Genomic DNA, 17,898 nt, shown 5'->3' with positions numbered 1-17,898 from the left:
GCACACCAGTTCTTTTATGTTGAATACTCAGCTCGGTTCTAAAGCGCCTGTCATTGCACTGATTTTAATTACCTTTATTTGGGGCGGTACCTTCTTGGCCGTGAAATATGCCTTAAATTTCAGCTCCCCCATGTTCTTTGTGGGTTGTCGTTTCGCCTGCGCCGCGACGATTATTGGCTTATTTTCCTATCAACATTTAAAACACATCACCCGACAGGACTTGTGGGCAGGTGCACTCATTGGCTGTATGGTCACTATTGGTTATGGCACACAAACGGTCGGACTACAAACAGTCAGTAGCAGTGAATCTGCCTTTTTAACAGCACTGTATGTGCCTTTGGTACCTGTATTGTTGTGGCTGATCTTTCGTAAAGTGCCCCATTTTATGATTTGGATTGGTGCGCTCTGTGCGTTTATGGGCTTAGTCTTACTTACAGGCAATAGCCTGAATTCAATTTCACTGAATTTTGGCCAGACCTTAACCTTATTCGGTGCAATCGCTATAGCGATGGAAATTATCCTGATTGGTTATTTTGCCCCAACAGTCGATATTGGTCGAGTGACGGTGATTCAACTGGCAGTTGCCTCTATGCTCGCCTTTGCAGCCATGCCATTGGCAGGTGAACACCGCATTCCAGACTTTTCATGGCCTTTACTGAGTATCGCACTCGGCTTGGGGCTTGCCAGTGCCGTGATTCAATATGTAATGAATTGGGCACAGCGCTCAGTCAACCCATCTCAAGCAGCGATTATTTATGCAGGAGAGCCTGTGTGGGCGGCACTATTTGGGCGCCTTGCAGGAGAACGCTTAGCACCACTGGCTTTGTTGGGCGGGCTTTTGGTCGTGTTTGGTATTATGATCAGTGAATGGAAACCGAAACTGTTAAAATCGAAAAAGAATGTCGAACAACTTTAGCCTATCTCTGAAATGCAAAAACTGCTGAATCGAGTGATAAATGGACATCGATTCAGCAGTACGGTCAGGTATTTAGAATGACACCAACTTGCCCGGATTAATCATTGCTCCGATTCCATACATGCTTTTGGCTATTGGAATCACCAGCAGCGCCCGTGCACAACCCAAAGGAATGTTCTGATGGTGAATACGGGTCAACCTGTTTTTTATTGATACATCGGTTGATTGTCGTTTAAACGTATAATGCCTTTAATGGCACGATACACAATCCACACCCACGACAACCCAATCACAGACACGCAGAAGGTTGAAGCACCGAGTGCGACACCTGCGAAAGCGGTGGCATTTTCACCCGTAAAGAATAAGAAAATAAATGGCACAAAGGCAATCACGTTCCAAATCAAATACCACCAAAAGGTGCGAATCTGCCAAGTAAAATGGCTCTCAAAAATGGAACCACGCACAGAGCCACGCTTCACATAATTAATCACTAAAGCAATAATGGCTAAAATCCCTGCGGAAAAAATCGCAACGATATACAAAATATAAAGAATAAAAGTCAGACTACGATTCGGATCTTGATCGACTGAATAATTCATATTGTCCCTCATAAAGTGGGCTTGAACTTTAAATAGGCAAACTATTGAAAGGAGAAATAAGCCATAAAATTAAAAGAATATTGAATAGAATTGTACAAAAGTAAATCTTTCTAAACGGTTGTTTTTGTGTTTTATGTCGTAGCTTTTGCTGCGCTAACCATGCTGCAGGCCATCCTCCTAAAAATGAAAGGAGATGTAATGTATTTTCAGGTACACGGCGCTGCCCATTTTGTGCAGCCTCTTTGTCTTGTGCATAGAACCAATAACTGGCCGCATTCATCACACTAATCAACAGCAGCACTAATCCACTCAAACGCCCCAGCAATACCAATAGTGCCAAAAACACGATGTATGCCACCGACGCAATTTGCATTGGACTCCAGCGTTGACCCTGTTCGGTCTTTTTCAGTGAGACCTTTTGGGTACGACTCTTTTGGGTTTGTGATGCTTTTAAATAACTGACTTGCTGTGCACGATAACGCCCTTGCGCATCCACAAGCACGTTGTATTCCAACGCACAGCCTAAAATAGGACGAGGACCTTGCCGTGCAAAGTCCTTGATATGTAAAAACACGCGATCTTTACTGTCATCGTTGGGCTGAATAAAGCCATAGCCTTTTTCATCGAACCATTCAACGAGTCGTCCTTGGTCACGCATTTTTCTTTCCTATTTAAGCAGTTACAAATTTTAGGCGGTCAATCACCATATTACGCATTTCGGCAGGATTTTTCTGCAAAATGTCATCCCCCGTACGGCCTTGTTCTGCATTTTTTTGTGCCACTTGTAGACGCATCATCCAAAAACGCGCAGCGGCCATTGCAAGATACAGCTCTAGACAAGATTTTTCATCAGCAGTCAAAGGACGAATGCTTTCATAGGCGTTTAAAAATGCGATGGCTTTGTCTTCATTTAAATGCACACTTGGGTATTCGGTACAGAAGTCATTCAGCGTAATCGCAATATCAAACAAGAACTCATCTTTATTCAATTCATAAAAGTCTAAAATGCCTTTGAGCTGATTGCCCTCAAACAAGGTGTTGTCACGGAATAAATCCGAGTGGATAAAGCCTTTTGGACGATTCGGATAAGCCGCCGATAATGCATCATATAACCCCAACAACTTACTCAGCAGTGCTTGATCCGCCTCACTTAATGTCGGTTTCATCTGTAACGCTACAGCGAGCCAGTAATCATGGTCACGGTATTCTGCACGCTCTAGTGGAAAATCTTGCAGTGCGACATGCATTTGCGCTTGCGCAACCGCAATCGCCTCGGCTTGCTCAAGGGTCGCAGGCATAGGGTGTTTGCCCATCATCCGTGGGGCAATTTGCGCAGGTTTATCTTTTAAACTATGAATGGCTGTGCCTGAGTGACTTAAAGGTACAGGAACCGCTAAACCAGCCTGACCTAAATGCTCAAGTACAGGAACTAACTCGCCTGCGCCCTGTTCATCCATTTCTTCAAATACAGTCAATACATACTGAACAGCATTTTCACACACAATAAAATAGTTCGTATTTTGAATACCGCCTTGAATTGGGATCAGATCGATTACCTCAAGTCCATAAGGTGCTGCAAACGCCTGAACTTCCTGTAAAGTCAAAGTGGTATAAACCGACATATAAAACCTGCAAAAAAACTTACATAAGTTTGATAGAATACCCGCTCCGACTATTAAGGTGTAGCATCTAAGTCGCGAAGTTTCATAATCGGCTGTTATTTTTGGAAAAAATTATGCTAGCTAAACGTATTATTCCTTGCCTCGACGTGGACAACGGTCGTGTAGTGAAAGGTGTTCAATTCCTTGATATTCGTGATGCAGGTGACCCAGTAGAAGTAGCACGTCGATATAACGAACAAGGTGCTGATGAAATTACCTTCTTAGACATTACCGCAACTTCGAATGGTCGCGACACGACTTATCGTACGGTTGAACGTATGGCTGAAACGGTTTTTGTTCCCTTAACGGTCGGTGGTGGCGTTCGCAAGGTTGAAGACATTCGCCTCTTACTCAATGCTGGCGCGGACAAAGTGAGCATTAACTCAGCAGCGGTGTTTAACCCAGAATTTGTACAAGAAGCATCGCAACGCTTTGGCGCACAGTGTATTGTGGTTGCCATTGACGCGAAAAAAACGGGCGAGAACAAATGGGAAATTTTTACCCATGGCGGCCGTAAACCAACGGGTATTGATGCAATTGAATGGTCCGTGAAAATGGCTGACTTTGGTGCAGGTGAACTGCTGATTACCTCGATGGATGCCGATGGTACCAAAGCAGGTTATGACCTTGAGCTGATGCGTCAAATCAATGACCGCGTGACTATTCCAACCATTGCTTCGGGTGGTGTCGGGAACTTACAACACTTGGCCGATGGTATTTTAAAAGGTGGCGCAGACGCTGTACTGGCTGCTTCGATTTTCCACTTTGGACAACACACCATTCCTGAAGCGAAGAAATACCTTGCAGAGCAAGGCATTGAAATGCGTTTATAAACAGACCATAACCGTAAAACCTATAAAAAGAGTACTTTCGAGTACTCTTTTTATCATTTTAAAGATGAGAAAAAATGTATCACTTAGAACTAATCTTATTTATTTGTGGTCTATTGATCTGTTTTGTTTTCATCCTTTTGATGAAGAAATATGTTGACCGCCCTTTCGGTATGCTGGCTGTACTGCTACTCCTCGGTTTATGCCTGTGTAGCTATATCAGCTTCTGCAAATATCAGTTTAAACAGTATTATGAAAAAGCGCTGATTGCACCTGATCAAATTCGGGCTTGTGGTATTTTTACACAATGGTCAGAGGTCACCCATTACCGACGGCACAATATCAGCACTGAAAAAGTGTTTTACTTTCAGAGTGATCGACAAGCTTTTTTATTTAGCAATAGTCCGCATGCCAGACAAAGCTTCCCTGATCTCAAAACCTTAAACATCAACGAGCATGTTTGCTTTCAGTTTTCCCCAAAATATAAAGATGAAATGGATCGCTATATTTTAACCGACTTTAAAAAGCAGGCGAATTAAAAGACTCAATTATACTGTACTCAGGCACAGCCAGTGCCTCTATTATGCAGTAGATGTTAAAGCTTAGAATGCTCGCTGGATCTTGACCGCAATTATGCTCTCAATTTTTGAGACAAAAAAAGGGAGTCTTGCGACTCCCTATAAACCTAGAATAACTACAACATTGTCTTGTTAAACTGGAAAATGAAAAATGACGTACTAGTGCTCATGAGATGATTTCACCTCATCAACAGCTTTACTATAGAATGTTCAAATGACGAAATATTGACAATACATACCAATATTATTGACAAATCACGACAAAAATACCTATTCCGTTATCCTGCAACCGTTTCAGTCGTCTGCGCTGAGTTCAGTGGAATTGCTTCAGGCGCCTTAACCCATTTTGCAGGGAAGACCTGATTGACCCACTGGGTGAGCTTTTTCGACACCACTTGAGGTAAAGCAATACCCAACGGATTTTGCTCTTGCAAATCCAGCGAGGAAATGACCCGCGTTCCTAAAATATAATCAAACCATGGCTTGGTCACACACCAGTTGGCATCCTGATTAGAGTTCATATGATGATCATAATGCCAAGGAATCTTACGCATTGCCCAGTCTGGCTCTAAGTGCGCACGACGGTGAATATAGTAATAATTTCCCGCACTGTACAGCACAGACAACGTCATGCCTTTGGAGACAGGATAAAATAAGGTCCCAAACACACCCGCCACGACTGCGAGTGACACGATTTCATTTTTGGTACGCCAGTTGCTCCAACCTTCAACATAACCATGATCGTGAAACGTGGTTTTCCGCACTTCTCGGTGATGCTCCCAATGCGATTTCATGCTATCAGGCACGGGGCTATAGCGTGGCTTTCCAGCACGGTGCGTTCCATGCAAAATATATTTATGTGCAACCCACTCAAACGCATTGGCAACCACCAGTCCTGCGACAAAACCCTTCCACATGGCAAATTCCTCCTATATTCAGATTGAATATAATGTGCAAACTATGCTAAATATTGACCCTAGCATTCAAATTCATTGACAAATTACGACAAGAACAATAGAGCCAATAAATGCAACATTTCAAAGACTACACAGGTTCTGTCTACGGTGGACTGGGGCATTTACTCTATGCCTATTGCCAAGCCATGGGCTACCCAATTTCTGAACAGCTTGAAAAAGCACAGAACTTAGAACGTTTTGATTATGCCCTGTGGTTAGAGTTACTGAATGATCTTGACAGCCACCTGCACATCCCTGCGCTCGGACTTGAGATTGCAAAGTATGTACAGCCCAAGCATTTAGGTATTTTGGGCTATATTGCGCTGTCCTGCGAAAATTTAGGCGAAGCGCTCACTCGTTATCATGACTTTCACCGCCTCATTTATGATGGCAGTTCACTATATGTTGCAATTGAAGGTGAAAATCTATGCTTTGGTTGGGTGGAGATGCCGATTGAACTCACCACACAACTCAGCAATGAAGTGGCAATGGCGCTGATCATTCAGTTTATGAAACACTTTGTCGCCCATGATGACATCCAGCTCAGCGAGGTTCATTTCACTCACACTGCTCCGAAAAATACGGCACTGTATGAGCAATATTTTAATTGTAAAGTTCGCTTCTCTCAAAGCAGGCCGATGATGATGATTCCTCTCAGCGAATTATCCATGCCCTTTCAGCAAGGTGATCAAACCCTGCAAAAACTGCTCTTACAGCAAGCCGAAGCCTTACTGGAAAAACTTCCCAACTCTACTCACATCGACCAGCGCTTACAGCATGCGATTTTAACGGGGTTACAAAAAAACCAATATCAAATTGAACATATTGCACGGCAACTGAATTTTTCAGTCCGACAGCTGCAACGTTACTTACAACAACAAGGCACGACCTACCAACAGCGGATGCAAGAAGTTCGACGTATTTTGGCGGAGCAATACTTAAGAGATCCACACCTCAGCTTACAGGAAATTGCACTGTTGCTAAGTTACTCTGAACAAAGTGCTTTTCAACGTGCCTTTAAACACTGGACCCAAGTCACACCTCAGCAGTGGCGTATCCAGCATTTTCACTAAAATCGGATCTGTTTGATCCACGTCTTCAGGATGTCATGCTTTTTTTGTTAAATTGATTAAAAAACGAGCATTTCTCATTAAATATAAAGTTCTACGCGAATAAAACATCAATAACTACAAAAAGTGCATTATGAATAAATATCTTGCTGAATTCATCGGAACGTTTTGGTTGGTCTTCGGAGGCTGTGGCAGTGCCATTTTTGCAGCAGCTTTTCCCGAGTTGGGCATCGGCTTTCTTGGCGTTGCACTTGCCTTTGGTTTAACCGTTTTAACCGGTGCCTTTGCACTTGGACATATCTCTGGCGGGCACTTTAACCCTGCGGTCAGTGTCGGCTTATGGGTCGGTGGACGTTTTGATACCAAAGATCTGATCCCCCTATGTGGTCTCCCAAGTGGTCGGTGCAGTTTTAGCCGCTTGGGTGTTATACCTGATTGTCCAAGGCCAAGCCGGTTTTGCTGGTACAGGCGGCTTTGCGACCAATGGTTATGCCGAACTGTCACCAGGAAAATACTCCTTAATCTCCGCTTTAATGATTGAAATTGTACTGACTGCAATGTTCTTGATCGTGATTATGGGCGCCACAGATAAGCGTGCGCCTGCTGGTTTCGCGCCGATTGCGATTGGTTTAGCTTTGACCTTGATTCACTTGATCAGTATTCCTGTGACCAACACCTCGGTTAACCCTGCACGAATTACAGGTGTTGCCATATTTGCTGAAACAGCCGCTTTAAGCCAACTCTGGTTGTTCTGGGTTGCTCCGATTGTCGGTGCCATTATCGGCGCTATTATTTATAAAATTTTAGAAAAAGAGGATTAATTTTTTCTCTATCCCTTAAAAGAAAAAGCCCACAATCTGTGGGCTTTTCTTATTGTTCCACATGGAACATAGATAGGCTTATGTTATAAAAACGGATTGTCAATTTCACCCGACTGCAGATGTTCAATTTTCTCAGGAAGCTGGGCTTCACTTTCAAGCTGTTGCACAATCGCATTCAGATACGCCTGCAATGCTTTGGCCGCAGCTAAACCGGCTTGGTCTTTGGTGAGTTGTAAATTGCCATAAATACTCACGCAGTCCGTGTCATTTTCAAGGGTCAAATCATGGATGGCATGGGACTCATTGCCATGTACAAAAGGTTTAAACATTTTATTTTTACTCTTCTTTATTCTTCAGGCATCGGGCACTGCAGTCGAATGCCTACACATCCAACTGCGTAGAACTTTAACGTAACAGCTGCAAAATATATTGCAATAAGACGTCGACCAATTGTTTCACAATCGCATCTTGATCCGCCGCATCAATACCCGTGCCTTTTGTGACTGTGCTACCACTACTCGACTGAGTAGAGCCCGATTTAAAGTTTTTTTGTAAGGCTTTGAGCTGCTCGGATGAAACCTCTTCTGCGCACTGACTTTCCGCATCCCAATGTGAGTATTGAATTGCACTATTGGCTTTTACCGCCGTTGCTGTCAACGGTAGTTTATAAGTATTACGTTTTTGCTCTTCTGTCAGTTGCGGAAATAAATTCACACCCAACTGCTCTTCCAAATAGCAGACACTGACAATTCTTACCTGCTGTGAATTATCATTCGGTGCGTAATAAGCGCCGATTGCACCCGTTTTTGGCATATAGACCGCTTTATAAACCGCACTCGGAACAATCACTCCCTGACCAATGGTCTTAAGTTTTTTGCCCTGAAATACTGGCCCAGTCACCACAAAAACATCTAGCTTTTGCTTGGTCACAAGCGCCCGTGTGGCTTCTTCCAATTCACGCCACACTTGCTGATTATTTTTAGGAGCCTGTGGCACCATGTTGGCCAAAGAAAAACTGTCGAATTGTGCGGCTTTATTCGGCATATCAGCATTCGGTGCCATATGTCCACGGTCATAGCCTGAACCACGGTAGTCCGACAATGTCGCTCGATGTTCAGTTGCAACATTATTTTCTTCGTGAAAACTATCTTCACGTGGAATTTTTTGGCTCAGGCGCTGCGGCGTCAGAGCCTCTGCAACCCAGAGGGGGGTTTTCGAAACGCCCGAATACATCACATTAAAGCCGTTAAAGCACAGTGCATAGCTGTGTTTACTTAAACTTTCTTTGAGTAAATAGGGCGGAATTTCCCTATAAAATTGTTCTAAACAGGCTGAATTTGAGCTTGGGCTTAAAGACACGTATTGCTGAATTTTTTCTTGACCAAAAGCAATCGCAAAACTTCCCGTTGCCACCAATCCTAAAATCACTTTCAGGCCATTTTGATTAAACATGTTAAACACTGACTTACCTGAACTACTTTTCTTCTTCGCCATCACAACTACAATAAACATCGGTTTTTCACGAGCTTAACAATCAGCGTATACGAAGTATATCGCTCGAGTTCTATTCGCATAACAATTAAACAAAACGCCATATTTAGATGATTTTGCATGTAACAAAATGTCTTTTTTGTAGAGTTTTTCTACGACAACGTGATGCGATTGCGTATCTTTGATTGCTGTCGCTTCAAAAAATATGCCAAGGTAAAAATGAATCGAACGAAATAATACATGCAATTTACGGAGTTCTTATGCATTCTAAGATTTTAGCTTCTCTTGGTTTAATCGGCACAGTGATAAGTGCTTCAGCCTTCGCCGAGCCACCTATCCAACCGGGTGACACCTTAGAAAGTCTCTCTCAAGCCAAAGTCACGACTACTGTTAATGGTCAACCGGGTTCTATTCAAGAACTCGTAAGCTCAGGGCAAATTAAATTGCTTGATCCAAATGCAGCACCTATCAGCCCAGCGAGCCAAGGTGTACCCAATGACCAAGCAGTGATGCCAACATCACCACAGAGTGAAGCCCCTGTTCAACAGGCCGCACCTGACACCACAGTGCAACAACAAGTCGCTGCGACTCCAACAGAGCAACATCCGCTGGCACCAAATGCAGAACTCTCAGCGCAACAAGCTGAAGCGGCGTTAAATGATGCTGTCGCACCCACGGGAAATGCAGACATGAATGCTGCCCCAGCTGCTACACCGCCATTAGATTCATCAGCAGAGGCACCTGTCAATGCGGTTGAGCCTGATTCACTGCCATTACCAGATGCCCCTGCTCAAGCACTTCCTGACGCTTCAGCAGAACAACCTGTCCAAGCGATGCCTGAAGCACCTGAAAATGATCCAATGAACTAAGACTTCAACTGATTTATCCTCCAAAAAAACCAGCATATATGCTGGTTTTTTATTGAAGTTTAAATCTGGATCTGACTACCCAGCTCAACCACGCGATTGGTTGGAATTTGATAGAAGTCGCTCACAGGACTGGTATTCCGTTGCATTGAGATAAAGAGCTTTTCACGCCACGGCGCCATACCATCCCCTACAGTACTGATAATCCGTTCACGCGAGATGAAAAAACTAATTTGCATTAGATCATATTCAAAACCAAGTTCAGCATAGGCCATTTCCAAGGCTTGCGGAATATTTGGCTGATCTTTAAAACCATAATACAAAGTAATACGATAAAAACGGACATCCAGTTTTTCAACACTACTGCGTTCTTGTGACGGAACAAAAGGAATATCGCGTGTAATAACCGTTACCATGATGTTGCGTTCATGCAGGACTTTGTTGTGCTTAATATTGTGAAGCATTGCGTGTGGCACAATATTTGGTGTACCAGTCAAAAAGACTGCATCACCTGGAACGAACTTAGTTTCACTACCCATACTAATGCTTTTAATAAATAGGTCTATTGGCAATGAATCCTTTTCAAGACGCTTCAACACTAATGCACGACCATCTTTCCATGTCATTAAAATAGTATACAGCACTGCACCAATTAAAATTGGAACCCATCCACCTGATAAAATTTTAAGCGAAGTCGAGGCAACAAAAACTGTATCAAGTAACAAAAATGGCACGGCGAATAATGCAACTTTCCACATTGGCCAACGCCACAACCCATAGGCCAAAATAGAGATTAAAATAGTGCCACACAACATAGTCATGGTGACAGCAACCCCATAAGCACTAGCCAAATTCTCACTATTCTCAAACAATAAAATTAAGATCAGTACAGAGATATACAGCGCCCAATTAATAAATGGCAAATAAATCTGACCGCGCTCTACCTCTGAAGTATGTCGCACTGCCAAACGAGGTAAATAACGTAATTGAATGGCTTGATTAACCATAGAAAATACGCCCGTAATAACCGCCTGAGATGCGATAACTGCTGCTGCTGTGGCCAAACCAATCATTGGAAATAGTGCCCATTCTGGAATAAGCATATAAAAAGGATTCGCGAGTGCATCCGCGTCACGCAATAACAATGCTCCTTGCCCTGCATAATTCAATAACAAACATGGTAATACAATAATAAACCAAGCTAAACGAATCGGAAGACGACCAAAATGTCCCATATCGGCGTAAAGTGCTTCACCGCCCGTCATAGTCAAAATCACGGCACCCATAGTCAGAAAAGCCACATAGGGTTGATTAAAGACAAAACTCAATGCCCAGTACGGATTAACCATCAATAATACATGAGGGGTCTGAAAAATACTCCACAGCCCTAAAGCACCAATCGCTAAGAACCACAGTAGGGTTAATGGCCCAAAGAATTTCCCCATTGTCCCTGTCCCATGGCGCTGTACCAAAAATAAGCCAGTGATAATTCCTATGGATAAGGGCTCTAACCACTGATTAAAAATAGGCGTAGCAATACTGAGACCTTCTATTGCAGAAAGAACCGAAATTGCAGGAGTAATAATTCCATCACCAAAAAACAGTGATGCACCAATAAATCCCAGAGCAATAAGATAAATTTTCTTGTTATCACTAATTAAGGTGGTTCGCAGATTTAGTGCCAGTAAGGACATAATTCCGCCCTCACCGTTATTGTCTGCTCGCATAATAATCGTAACGTATTTAAAACTCACCGTTAGCATCATGCACCAAAAAATGAGGGACAAAATGCCTAAAACTGACGCTTCTGATATCGCTAGATGGGCTGTTAAAAAACATTGACGCAGTGCATAAAGTGGACTGGTTCCAATGTCTCCAAACACGACCCCAAGGGCGGCTAAAGTGATTGCGGGCAATGCGGCTTTTTTTGCAGTACTTTGCATAGTGTGTCTTCAATTTAGACAGTATTTTTGCGAATCATATCATCACGCTAAAAGTTTTTCTCTAAATCAATTGTTTCACCTTGTCGATGGCTATGTTTTTCGATATTATCCTCCGCCATGGTGAGGTGTCCGAGTGGCTGAAGGAGCACGCCTGGAAAGTGTGTATACGTTTGCGCGTATCGAGGGTTCGAATCCCTCTCTCACCGCCAAATTAGCTTCCCGTAGCATCCAACGGGGTTCTGAAAGGCTTAAACCGTATAGGTTTAAGCCTTTTTATTGTTTTATTAAATCCTAGTACATCCATTGCAATCCCCCATATCGTGGGGGATAATTGGGGGACAGACTTTTTAAGTTATTTTTCGTCCCCCAATTTGCACGGATACCATTAAAAATGCTTACTGATGTTAAAGTTAGAAAAATAAACCCACTTGATAAAAAAAAGCGCTATTCTGACGAAAAAGGACTATATTTGGAGGTTACACCTTCAGGTGGAAAGTTCTGGCGTTTAAAGTATAGATTTAATGGCCGTGAAAGCACTCTAACCATTGGCAGCTATCCAGAGATCACACTTGCTCAAGCTCGCCGTGCCCGTGATGAAGCACGTATCCAGCTTTATAATAATATTGATCCTAATGCCATAAAGAATGAACGTTTACAACAAATTAATGAAAGCACCCTTTTCAAGTCTCTCGCGATGGAGTGGATGGAAGATCGTAAGCCCGTCATTAAAGAAGGCACATATTTACGTGACCTATCTGTATTTAAAAAAGACCTTTTCCCAGCATTAGGACATATGCCTATTGATCAAATTAAGGGTAAAGATATCCTTGCTTGTGCTAAACAGATTGAAGCCCGAGGGGCTCAAGAGATGGCTAAACGCTCCATACCTTTAGCTGGGCGTATTTTCCGTTTCGCAATTCGTAAAGGTCTAATCGAGAACGATCCTACTCCCCACCTTCAGGAAGCTCTAAAGCCTCGTAAAGTGAAGCATATGGCTCGCTTAGATATTTCTGAATTTCCTCCTTTCTTAGAACGCATGGATCATTATCACGGTAATATTCTCGTTAAGACAGCTTTACAGTTCATGGCTTTAACTTTTGTTAGGACAGCAGAACTCATAAACATGGAATGGGATGAAATTGATTTTGAAAATAAGTTGTGGCGCATCCCAGCTTATAAAATGAAAATGGCTCTCCCCCATATTGTTCCTTTATCTCGACAAGCTATTGTACTTATAGAAGATCTAAAACCACTTACGGGCGACAAGAAATTTGTTTTTTATAATCACAGTACTGCAAAGCCATTAAGTAATAATGCTCTTTTAAGTGCGATTCGCACGATGGGCTATACAGGTAAAATGACGGGGCATGGCTTTCGTGGACTTGCCTCAACAACACTACATGAGCAAGGTTATATGCATGACGCAATCGAAATACAGTTAGCACACACTGTAGGTAATGCAGTATCTCAAGCATATAACCACGCACAACACTTGGAATACCGAACAAAGATGATGCAGGAATGGGCTGATTTTATTGATAGTTTGAGAGGGCTTTGTTGCACAAAGATTTCATAACTATATGATTTTAAAAGTTTTGATTATTTTTTGATCCAAAATTAAATTTATTTAAATCAGATGCTTACATATTTATGCAACAAAGCCTATAAAGACTAACTCTGTACACGACAAATTTCACAGAACCCTTATCCTATCAGGGTTCTGCCTTCTTAAAATTGCCAAAATTTCCTTAAACTCTTCTTTTTTCCCAAAACCAATTAAACGCTGAATCGCCATTTGAACATAGTCTAAACCATAGCGAAATAAACTCATTGAGAGTCGTCCATGCTTCTTTATTTTTATCACTTTTTTTTGATCATGTTGCCATTCACCCGTTAAGTAACACCAACAGAAGCTTATAGCTAACACCGCAATCAATTTTTTCACTCGTCTAGGGTCTGTCAAGCGCGTATTTTCAAGATTAAACCCGCGTCCTTTGAGACAACTGAATAAGGTTTCAATTTCCCAGCGTAATGCATAATCCTGAATAGCATTGGCATTAAACTGAGGAGAAACGACGAGTAAAAGCTCTCCATTTTCTAACTGTAGTGCACTTATATATAGTTTCACCCGACCAACCAAAATCCGTCGTTTACGACATTCAATTTGACCAACTTTAAGATGGCGAAATAAATCACTAATTTTATGATTCTTTCCTAAATGATTGGTGACAATGAAGTTTTTTTAACACGAATGCAGAAGTTGATGTCTTGTTCAATTAACCATGTAAACCACTGCTCACCGATAAACTCTCTGTCTGCGAACACATTCACAATACGGTCTTTACCAAAAATGGCTATAAAGCGTTGAATCAAAGCAATGCGCTCTTTCGTATCTGAATTTCCACGTTTATTAAGCAATGTCCAAAGGATAGGTATCGCTATTCCACGATAAACGATTGCGAGCATCAGGATATTAATATTTCGTTTTCCCCATTTCCAATTGGTTCTATCTAAAGTCAGTTGCACTTGGTCGAATGAAAACATATTGAAAATCAACTGAGAAATTTGACGATAATCAAAATACTGACCTGCAAAGAAGCGCTGCATACGTCGATAAAATGATTGTGGTAAGCACTTGATGGGCAAGGCTTTAGATGCAGAAGAAAGATTACATGTTTGCTTTAAAATAATCACAAGCATGATGAGCGCAAAGCACTTTAAATGTGACTTGTTCCATTTTAGATATTTGTTTAAGATAAGATATAACTCATTGAGATGTGTCATAGTATTCGTCGTTAGAAAACAATTATTATGACATTATTTCAATGAGTTATCTATTTTTGTCGTGTACAGAGAAAGACTAATTAAAAACTTTAAGATTGAAATCATTTAAAAATTAGACTTTTAGAATAAACAAAAACATGGGAGCCTTCGCTCCCACGCTCAACGACTTTGTATCTTGGCTTCAATCCATTGATGGACCTCCAAAGCCACCTTGTCCCAAGATGATGGACAGGAGCTTTGACCTACGTTTCAATTGGTTAAACATTTACATGACCAATGCAAATAAGTTAAAGAATATATTTCACTAAACCCACCTCTAATGAAAAATTTATTATTCCTCTGCTAAATAAAATTCTTGAGGTTCTGGGAATAATAATCCCAAATGTTTTGGGTTAATTTTAAATAAAGGCCCTTTCTCTCTGGCACCACCAGTCATATTCTTTCGCTTAATCAAATGATCCATCGTGATGATCCCCTGCTCCATTAAAAATAAAAACTGACTTGCTAATGGATTCTTGGTGTGTGTAATGGATCTAAGCGTGAAGTATTCATCGTCATTGCTTATATGAGTATCGGCCTTAATCCAGAAGGTTTCATGATGCTTTTCGAGCAATTTATTTCTAAGGGTTTGACCAAGCCAACTGACAACTGAACCACCTTCAATATGAATTTCATTTAATACGTCATTATTGAAATCCACTTCAAAGCCCAATCCTTGAGAATTGTATTTTTTGGCTGCTAAAGTACAGTAAAGCTTTAAATCTCCGTCACGCTCATAACCATATTTATCAACAATTTGTTGACTGCTTTTAAGTTTACTAATTGACCAATCTGGAACTTGTGCAAATAGATTGGTACGGTTGGAAGCCCTATTTAAACGCGATGATTTTAGCTCAATTCCTTTATAATCCGGGAATGGTGATGAGTTAGCCGGAATACCTAAAGCATGTTCAATAGTCATCCCAATTGCCGTATCACCTTTCATAATTGATTGTAATGGACCTTTCTTACTTAAAGCTTGCAACAACTCAAGTAACTCATGAGCTACAGCTTCGTAGTCATTCACAATTTGAGTTAGGATTTGATTCACTGATAAATCTAGTTTTGAAATGTTGAATACATAAAGCTCACCTTTATCGACAATTAAAGCAATTTCATCTCCGGGTTGAGCTGAGCTTTTTAAGCCGTAGATCCAAATTCGCGGATCGCCTTTTTTTGTCTCAGGGCGGTATAAGCTCACTTTCTGATTTTGAGCATCATTATCAGAGACAACTAAAAAGCAAGGATTTAGAACTTTATAGGGAGTCCCTTGCGATTGATTATCATAGTCATGATATTGCTGTTCTTTAAGATAGGCACGTAATGAACCTACGGCATCCATAATCGACTTATCTAGACCAGTTTGGGTAATAGATAACAAGCCATAATCAATGCCTTTTTGAGCTAAATAATGGCGGTTTTTGAGAGAAATTTGATTTTGTTCAGTCGTTAAAAGTATGGGAGTTCTTTGATTCATTTTTTAATAGAGATAAGCCCTGGATTTTTAGCTAAGTGTACTTTAGAATAAGGCTGTTTTTAAAAATCTATCAGAGTTTATTTTTGAACTATATTGAATTGTTCGCCGGTTGTGGTGGTTTGTCTCTAGGACTCGAAGCTTCAGGATATAACCTCGTCATTGCAAATGAATTGTCTCCAATGGCAGCAGAGACGTTTTCCTATAACTTTTTCAATGAAAAGTTAGATGGAAATAATGCACCAGAACATGCACTGTGGATCAATTCAAGTTTTTCAAAAGAAGAAATGAGTAAAAGGCTTCGGGAAAATCCAAAGGCTTATCCCCCAATAGAAGAAGATGGATATACGGACATTTCATCAGAAACAGTGCTGAATAAAAAATTATTAGTCGGCAGTATTGTTGAATTAAATAAATTGATGGGACAGTCTCCAGAGTTACTAAAACAAATCCAAGATCAAGGTTTACCAAATGGATTAGATTTGGTTTCTGGAGGCCCTCCATGTCAAAGCTTTAGTATGGCTGGCTTACGTCAGTTAGGTAATGAAAGAAATACTCTGCCGTGGGAATTTGCGAAATTTGTTGGACTAACTCAACCTAAGTTTGTTCTTCTAGAAAATGTAACCGGAATTCTCAGAGCCTTTAACACCGAGAAAGGTCAATTCTATGCTTGGTATGAAGTTGCTAAAGCTTTTGCCGGCATGGACTATATTCCATTGTGTTTACACGTAAATGCAAAGTATGCCGGTGTAGCGCAAAACCGACCTAGATTTATCTTATTGGGTATGCGTGTTGATGTGTTTAAGAATATCATTGATAAGCTGAATAGCGTTGAAAAATTAGCATTTAATCGCTGCTTTCAATTTTTCGAAAAAGTGAAAGCAAATTCAGAACTTGAATACGGGCATCTAGATTTTTACGATGTGGATAATGATACAGAGTTTTTTACTCAATCATTCTTAAAGCCATTGATTGCTTTTAAGGGTAAAGAAATTTCGGTTCAAGATGCCATTCAGGATTTATCTATTACAGATAAAATTGATAAATCGCCGTATGTCGCTCGACTCGATGAACTATTTAACCCGCTGTTGGCAGATCACGAACAAATAAGCAATTATGAGTTAAGAGCCAATGGTATTCATGTCCAAAAGCGTTTTAAGCTTTATCAGAACTTAAATGCCGTATCGAAAGAAACGAAGAAAGAAGTACAGCAAGTTTTGAAAGGGATTGCAGACAACATCTCGGAAAAAGCATTTAATGAATTACATACGCTAGCTTTCTTGAATGATGAATGTAAGCCGGTTCGTTTTTATAGCCGTGATGATTTGGTTCAATATTTAAAAGTTCATCAAACCAAAAAACAAACACAAAAAGCGTTAATACCACATCAACCTGCACCGGCTGCTTTATCTATTCCAGATGATGCCTGCCACTATAGCGATTTAAGAACACTTACCGTGCGTGAAATGGCGCGTATTCAGTCTTTCCCAGATAACTTTAAATTCCTCTCTAAAGTGACAACTGGCGGGCAAATGCGTAAATTTGAAGTGCCACAATATACGCAAGTGGGTAATGCAGTTCCACCACTTTTGGGCTATGCACTCGGTCAATCCATTAAGTATTTAATTGATTTAAATAATAAAATTAATTAAATACCCTGTATTTTTTTGTCACGTTAAATTACATGATCTACGCTATCTTTAAATTTATATAGCGTAGATCCATACAAAAAAATTTCTGTTATTTTGCTACAAAAGATTTAATTTCTCACCCAGACAATCACAAAAAATATTTGTAAAACAGATTTTTATCCCATATTTATCTATGGCTAAAGCTCACTAAACTTTCATAAAAACGTCATAATGAAGCC

The 17,898-nt window shown here is 40.9% G+C and carries 16 protein-coding genes, 1 tRNA gene and 2 pseudogenes; 9 read left to right on the top strand and 10 right to left on the bottom strand.

From position 1 onward, the window contains the following. Positions 1–16: 16 nt before the first annotated feature. On the top strand, positions 17–916 hold the full coding sequence (locus tag AC0KVP_RS01150) for a DMT family transporter (protein ID WP_473338348.1): 900 nt from the start codon (positions 17–19) through the stop codon (positions 914–916). 72 nt (positions 917–988) lie between these two features. Here AC0KVP_RS01150 and AC0KVP_RS01145 read toward each other — a convergent pair. The 4 genes and pseudogenes from AC0KVP_RS01145 to AC0KVP_RS01130 form a co-directional block, all read right to left on the bottom strand. Then, positions 989–1,153 (bottom strand): annotated as a pseudogene (locus AC0KVP_RS01145) (FAD-dependent oxidoreductase); the annotation flags it as partial. Continuing rightward, positions 1,123–1,515, bottom strand: coding sequence for a DUF4870 family protein (locus AC0KVP_RS01140; protein ID WP_004691561.1), 393 nt, complete (start codon positions 1,513–1,515; stop codon positions 1,123–1,125). The gene AC0KVP_RS01140 and the pseudogene AC0KVP_RS01145, both read right to left, overlap by 31 nt. A gap of 28 nt (positions 1,516–1,543) precedes the next feature. Beyond that, on the bottom strand, positions 1,544–2,173 hold the full coding sequence (locus AC0KVP_RS01135) for a DUF1294 domain-containing protein (RefSeq protein ID WP_411370086.1): 630 nt from the start codon (positions 2,171–2,173) through the stop codon (positions 1,544–1,546). 13 nt (positions 2,174–2,186) lie between these two features. Beyond that, positions 2,187–3,137, bottom strand: coding sequence for a homoserine kinase (locus AC0KVP_RS01130; RefSeq protein ID WP_473338346.1), 951 nt, complete (start codon positions 3,135–3,137; stop codon positions 2,187–2,189). Positions 3,138–3,250: 113 nt separating this feature from the next. Here AC0KVP_RS01130 and hisF point away from each other — a divergent pair, with 113 nt between their 5' ends. Together hisF and AC0KVP_RS01120 are read left to right on the top strand one after the other, a co-directional pair. Then, complete coding sequence (gene hisF / locus AC0KVP_RS01125) at positions 3,251–4,009, top strand: imidazole glycerol phosphate synthase subunit HisF (RefSeq protein WP_004691571.1); 759 nt, start codon at positions 3,251–3,253, stop codon at positions 4,007–4,009. A gap of 74 nt (positions 4,010–4,083) precedes the next feature. Further along, positions 4,084–4,545, top strand: a complete 462-nt coding sequence (locus tag AC0KVP_RS01120; protein WP_473338344.1) for a hypothetical protein — start codon at positions 4,084–4,086, stop codon at positions 4,543–4,545. A 317-nt stretch (positions 4,546–4,862) separates the two neighbouring features. Here AC0KVP_RS01120 and AC0KVP_RS01115 read toward each other — a convergent pair whose 3' ends face one another. Beyond that, the gene (locus AC0KVP_RS01115) at positions 4,863–5,501 is read right to left on the bottom strand and encodes a hypothetical protein (RefSeq protein WP_183174177.1); all 639 of its coding nucleotides are present in this window, start codon (positions 5,499–5,501) and stop codon (positions 4,863–4,865) included. A 110-nt stretch (positions 5,502–5,611) separates the two neighbouring features. Here AC0KVP_RS01115 and AC0KVP_RS01110 point away from each other — a divergent pair, with 110 nt between their 5' ends. Both AC0KVP_RS01110 and aqpZ read left to right on the top strand, forming a co-directional pair. After that, positions 5,612–6,613 carry an AraC family transcriptional regulator ligand-binding domain-containing protein gene (locus AC0KVP_RS01110; RefSeq protein WP_473338342.1) on the top strand — a complete coding sequence of 334 codons (1,002 nt, stop codon included), beginning with the start codon at positions 5,612–5,614 and terminating at the stop codon, positions 6,611–6,613. A gap of 130 nt (positions 6,614–6,743) precedes the next feature. Continuing rightward, positions 6,744–7,431: pseudogene (gene aqpZ, locus AC0KVP_RS01105) on the top strand (aquaporin Z). Between the two features lie 83 nt (positions 7,432–7,514). Here the strand turns inward: aqpZ and AC0KVP_RS01100 are convergent. Together AC0KVP_RS01100 and AC0KVP_RS01095 are read right to left on the bottom strand one after the other, a co-directional pair. Beyond that, entirely contained in the window at positions 7,515–7,760 is a 246-nt protein-coding gene (locus AC0KVP_RS01100) for a hypothetical protein (protein ID WP_062032074.1), read from the bottom strand. 76 nt (positions 7,761–7,836) lie between these two features. Continuing rightward, complete coding sequence (locus AC0KVP_RS01095) at positions 7,837–8,925, bottom strand: DNA/RNA non-specific endonuclease (RefSeq protein ID WP_286405516.1); 1,089 nt, start codon at positions 8,923–8,925, stop codon at positions 7,837–7,839. A 257-nt stretch (positions 8,926–9,182) separates the two neighbouring features. On the opposite strand from AC0KVP_RS01095, the gene AC0KVP_RS01090 reads away from it, so the two are divergent. Further along, positions 9,183–9,791, top strand: a complete 609-nt coding sequence (locus AC0KVP_RS01090; RefSeq protein WP_473338340.1) for a hypothetical protein — start codon at positions 9,183–9,185, stop codon at positions 9,789–9,791. Between the two features lie 59 nt (positions 9,792–9,850). On the opposite strand, the gene AC0KVP_RS01085 is transcribed toward AC0KVP_RS01090, so the two are convergent. Next, positions 9,851–11,731, bottom strand: a complete 1,881-nt coding sequence (locus AC0KVP_RS01085) for a potassium transporter Kup (RefSeq protein ID WP_005401570.1) — start codon at positions 11,729–11,731, stop codon at positions 9,851–9,853. A gap of 119 nt (positions 11,732–11,850) precedes the next feature. On the opposite strand from AC0KVP_RS01085, the gene AC0KVP_RS01080 reads away from it, so the two are divergent. Together AC0KVP_RS01080 and AC0KVP_RS01075 are read left to right on the top strand one after the other, a co-directional pair. Beyond that, positions 11,851–11,940, top strand: a tRNA-Ser gene (locus AC0KVP_RS01080). Positions 11,941–12,122: 182 nt separating this feature from the next. Then, positions 12,123–13,307: a tyrosine-type recombinase/integrase gene (locus AC0KVP_RS01075; protein ID WP_473338338.1), complete on the top strand. Its 1,185-nt coding sequence runs from the start codon at positions 12,123–12,125 to the stop codon at positions 13,305–13,307. Positions 13,308–13,424: 117 nt separating this feature from the next. Here AC0KVP_RS01075 and AC0KVP_RS01070 read toward each other — a convergent pair. Next, positions 13,425–14,515, bottom strand: a protein-coding gene (locus tag AC0KVP_RS01070) for an IS4-like element ISAba1 family transposase (RefSeq protein ID WP_088631513.1) whose coding sequence is annotated in 2 segments (ribosomal slippage) — positions 13,425–13,975 and positions 13,975–14,515 — 1,092 coding nt in all. Because the reading frame shifts where the segments join, the coding sequence is not laid out codon by codon here. Positions 14,516–14,846: 331 nt separating this feature from the next. Then, positions 14,847–16,031: an MvaI/BcnI family restriction endonuclease gene (locus AC0KVP_RS01065; protein WP_473338336.1), complete on the bottom strand. Its 1,185-nt coding sequence runs from the start codon at positions 16,029–16,031 to the stop codon at positions 14,847–14,849. Positions 16,032–16,114: 83 nt separating this feature from the next. Here AC0KVP_RS01065 and AC0KVP_RS01060 point away from each other — a divergent pair, with 83 nt between their 5' ends. After that, the gene (locus AC0KVP_RS01060; protein ID WP_473338334.1) at positions 16,115–17,680 is read left to right on the top strand and encodes a DNA cytosine methyltransferase; all 1,566 of its coding nucleotides are present in this window, start codon (positions 16,115–16,117) and stop codon (positions 17,678–17,680) included. Positions 17,681–17,898 lie beyond the last annotated feature (218 nt).

This window comes from Acinetobacter sp. DL27 (genome assembly GCF_055810995.1).
Note: the sequence above shows the minus strand (reverse complement) of the source record. Positions and strands in the feature narration are given on the sequence as shown.